The following is a 3,072-nucleotide window of genomic DNA, read 5'->3' as shown; positions in this document are numbered from 1 at the left end:
ATAGAAACTGCCCCAGTACGCGCCGATGGAAAAGCTCACGATCGGCAGCCCGATGGCCGCGCCATAACCCGCGAGCGGCACGTAGCCGCCCTGATACGGATAAGTGAGATACGCGCCGTACACCCAGCCGCGCACGCCCTCGGCGCCGATATCGCACCACGAGTAATCGCTCACGCAGCCGAACACCACGACCGGCTCGCTCGGCCCGACTTCGCTCACGACGGGATAGTCGCCGGACGGCCCCGCGTAGAGGTCGACCGGCTCGCTGGTGTAGGCCTGGGACTGCGCCTGGGCTGCGGGCGCCGCGAGCGCGAGGCCGGCGGCCACGCACAGCGCCATCTTCATTGGAATGGTAGACATGCTCCCCCCTTTTTGTTTCGACTCATGCCGAGCGGGATAGCATATTCCGTTCCTGAAATCCGCGCGTTACTCGTTTTCTTCGAAGTAATGGCCAAATTTGACCTGCTTCGTGCGGATATAGCGCTCGTTTTCCTCGCGCATCGGGATCGCCAGCGCGACGCGTTCGATCGTCGGAATACCGTGCTTCGAGAGCGTGTCGAACTTGTTCGGATTGTTGCTCATCAGGCGCACCGACTTGACCTGCAGCAGGCGCAGAATCGCCGCCGCCGAATCGTATTCGCGCGCGTCGTCGGGCAGGCCGAGATCGAGGTTGGCTTCGACCGTATCGCGCCCCTGCTGCTGCAGTTGATACGCGCGGATCTTGTTCGACAGCCCGATGCCGCGCCCTTCGTGGCCACGCAGATACAGCAGCACGCCGCGGCCTTCCGCCGCGATGTAGCGCAGCGCGAGATCGAGTTGTTCGCCGCAGTCGCAGCGGTAGGAACCGAACACGTCGCCGGTCAGACATTCGGAATGCAGGCGGGCGAGCACGGGCTCGCCGCTGCCCACGTCGCCCATCACGAGCGCAACGTGCTCGGCGCCGCCATCCTTTACCCGATAGACGTAGGACTCGAAGGTGCCGTAACGGGTCGGCAGGGTAGCGCTCGCGTCAAGCACGACGCATTCGTTGGCGTTATCGCCGTCCGCGCAGGACGGCTCGTGAAGCGTAGGCATGATGTGGAACAGAGGTCTGGCAAAAACCGGCGCGAAGCCGGACTGGAGTTAGGAACCGGAGTGTACCGCCAATTGCGACGCGCCGCCCCGCATGGCCCCGCCCGCCCCGGCCGGCTGAAGCGCGGGATTGCACAACGCATCCGCGCGTGCACCGGCTCGTCCGCGCGGACGGAGGCGCGCAAGGCGTCGCAAAACGACCTGCGCCCTGCCTCAATCCGTCGCGCATCGCCGCCGGGCCGGACGGCGGGCAGGCGCACACTTCGCGCATACCCCGACGGCCTCGCCGCGCCCATCCGCCTATACTGGAATGGCTTTCATGGCTTTCGACGAAGGCACGCACGGCGCATCACTCTCGCCTGCGCCGTACCAGGCAATGACCGAAGACAAGAAGGACGAACTGGAGTCGCCCTATGACGAGCGTTGCACAGGTACTCAAATCCAAGCCGGAACAGGTGGTCTACACGATCTCCGCTGGCGATTCCGTCTACGACGCCATCCGCCTGATGGCCGACAAGCAGATCGGCGCGCTGGTCGTGACCGACGGCCCCGATATCGTCGGCATCGTCACGGAGCGCGACTACGCGCGCAAGATCGTGCTGATGGACCGCTCGTCGAAGACTACGGCCGTGCGCGACATCATGAGCCCGCACGTGCGATTCGTGGAACTCGATCAGACCACCTACGACTGCATGGCGCTGATGACACAGCGACGCATGCGCCACCTGCCCGTGATGGCGGACGGCAAGCTCGTGGGCATGGTGTCGATCGGCGACCTCGTGAAGGAGATCATCGCCGAGCAGAAGTTCACGATCGAGCAGCTCGAGCACTACATCACCGGCGGTCCCGGCACCTGACGCCCTGTCGCGCTTCATCCCGTCCGCCTGCGTTCGCACCGCTGTCCGCCCCGCTGTCTGCCCTTCAGCACGCGCAGCAAAAAAAGCCCAATCCTTCTCGGGTTGGGCACAAGCCACCTTGCGGCGGCGGAGGTTCCACGCATGAAAAATGCGCGATCTCTCGCGAGTCGGCGCGGCGGCTTGTCGCGCCACGCCGGCTCGCCGGATTGGGGTGCTGGACGCTTATCCAGTCAGACGGCTCGACGAAACGACGCTCCTGAGCGGCGGCTTGCCGCTCATTTGTCGCTCGGTCGCAGGTCAGTCGCGACTCAGTTACCGAAATAAATCGACTGCGACGGCGCAAGATGAGCCGCTTGACCCGACTGCGCCGAGCCTGCGGGCGCGCCGCCATAGCTGGTGTCGGCGACCGGCTGCTGGGTCTGGGCGACGTCCTGCTGCTGCGCGACGCGCGCTTCGGCAGCCTGAATGTCACGCGGATAAGTGGCGTCGCTCGACATGGCCGGGTTATAGCCCGCCTGCTCGATCTGGATCAGTTCCTGACGGACTTCCGCGCGCGTCTTGGGCGCATTGGTCTGATCTTGAGCGAACGAGAGTGCCGGAGCGGCGAGGAGCGCGGCGATTGCCGCGGCTTGAATGAGAGTACGGGTATTCATGGTTACTAACCTCCATCACTTGTTTTCAGGTCGGCGTCTAACGGCACATCTCGCGTTCGCCGACCAGTGATTTCAGTTTATTGAGACGGCAGATCAGGGGAAATACCTATTTCTCCAAAATACAGTTTCGTTCCTGACAACAATACATTCCGCGCAAAAATCGCTGAAAACAGGGTGGAATCCTATCTTTCGAGTTAACTTTCGGATTCCATACAGAATCCGCGTCACGCGGATTCGAGCAGCTTGCGCGGCCCGCTCACATACGGGCTGCCGATTGCGTAAAAGCGCAGCGGAAGATGCATCTCGCGCGACAGGCCGATGCGCGTCGTCGCACCGATGGCGAGCGGCGCAGCCGTGTGCGCCGTGTCGCGATCGCGACCGATCCACAGCCCCTTGCCGCCGCACAGATCGACGCCGTCGAACGCCGCGCCGACGCCGAACGCCTGCGTGAGCCGTCCCGGCCCGCGCGCGAGTTCGCGCAGCGGCGCACC

Annotated in this window: 5 protein-coding genes; 1 reads left to right on the top strand and 4 read right to left on the bottom strand. The window is 64.1% G+C overall.

Annotation, left to right across the window (positions count from 1 at the left end; genetic code table 11):
* Together G3N97_RS37695 and ribA are read right to left on the bottom strand one after the other, a co-directional pair.
* Positions 1 to 360, bottom strand: a 360-nt coding sequence (locus tag G3N97_RS37695) for an SH3 domain-containing protein (protein ID WP_205997833.1), incomplete at its 3' end; no start/stop codon positions are given.
* A gap of 66 nt (positions 361 to 426) precedes the next feature.
* Positions 427 to 1,074: a GTP cyclohydrolase II gene (gene ribA / locus G3N97_RS37690; protein ID WP_205997831.1), complete on the bottom strand. Its 648-nt coding sequence runs from the start codon at positions 1,072 to 1,074 to the stop codon at positions 427 to 429.
* Between the two features lie 410 nt (positions 1,075 to 1,484).
* On the opposite strand from ribA, the gene G3N97_RS37685 reads away from it, so the two are divergent.
* Positions 1,485 to 1,928, top strand: coding sequence for a CBS domain-containing protein (locus G3N97_RS37685; RefSeq protein WP_205997829.1), 444 nt, complete (start codon positions 1,485 to 1,487; stop codon positions 1,926 to 1,928).
* A 308-nt stretch (positions 1,929 to 2,236) separates the two neighbouring features.
* On the opposite strand, the gene G3N97_RS37680 is transcribed toward G3N97_RS37685, so the two are convergent.
* Positions 2,237 to 2,581 carry a DUF4148 domain-containing protein gene (locus tag G3N97_RS37680; RefSeq protein WP_205997828.1) on the bottom strand — a complete coding sequence of 115 codons (345 nt, stop codon included), beginning with the start codon at positions 2,579 to 2,581 and terminating at the stop codon, positions 2,237 to 2,239.
* A 224-nt stretch (positions 2,582 to 2,805) separates the two neighbouring features.
* A partial coding sequence (locus G3N97_RS37675; protein ID WP_205997826.1) for a DNA-3-methyladenine glycosylase occupies positions 2,806 to 3,072 on the bottom strand: 267 nt, incomplete at its 5' end.

This window comes from Paraburkholderia sp. Ac-20347, from assembly GCF_017104805.1.
Classification (GTDB): domain Bacteria; phylum Pseudomonadota; class Gammaproteobacteria; order Burkholderiales; family Burkholderiaceae; genus Paraburkholderia; species Paraburkholderia tropica.
Note: the sequence above shows the minus strand (reverse complement) of the source record. Positions and strands in the feature narration are given on the sequence as shown.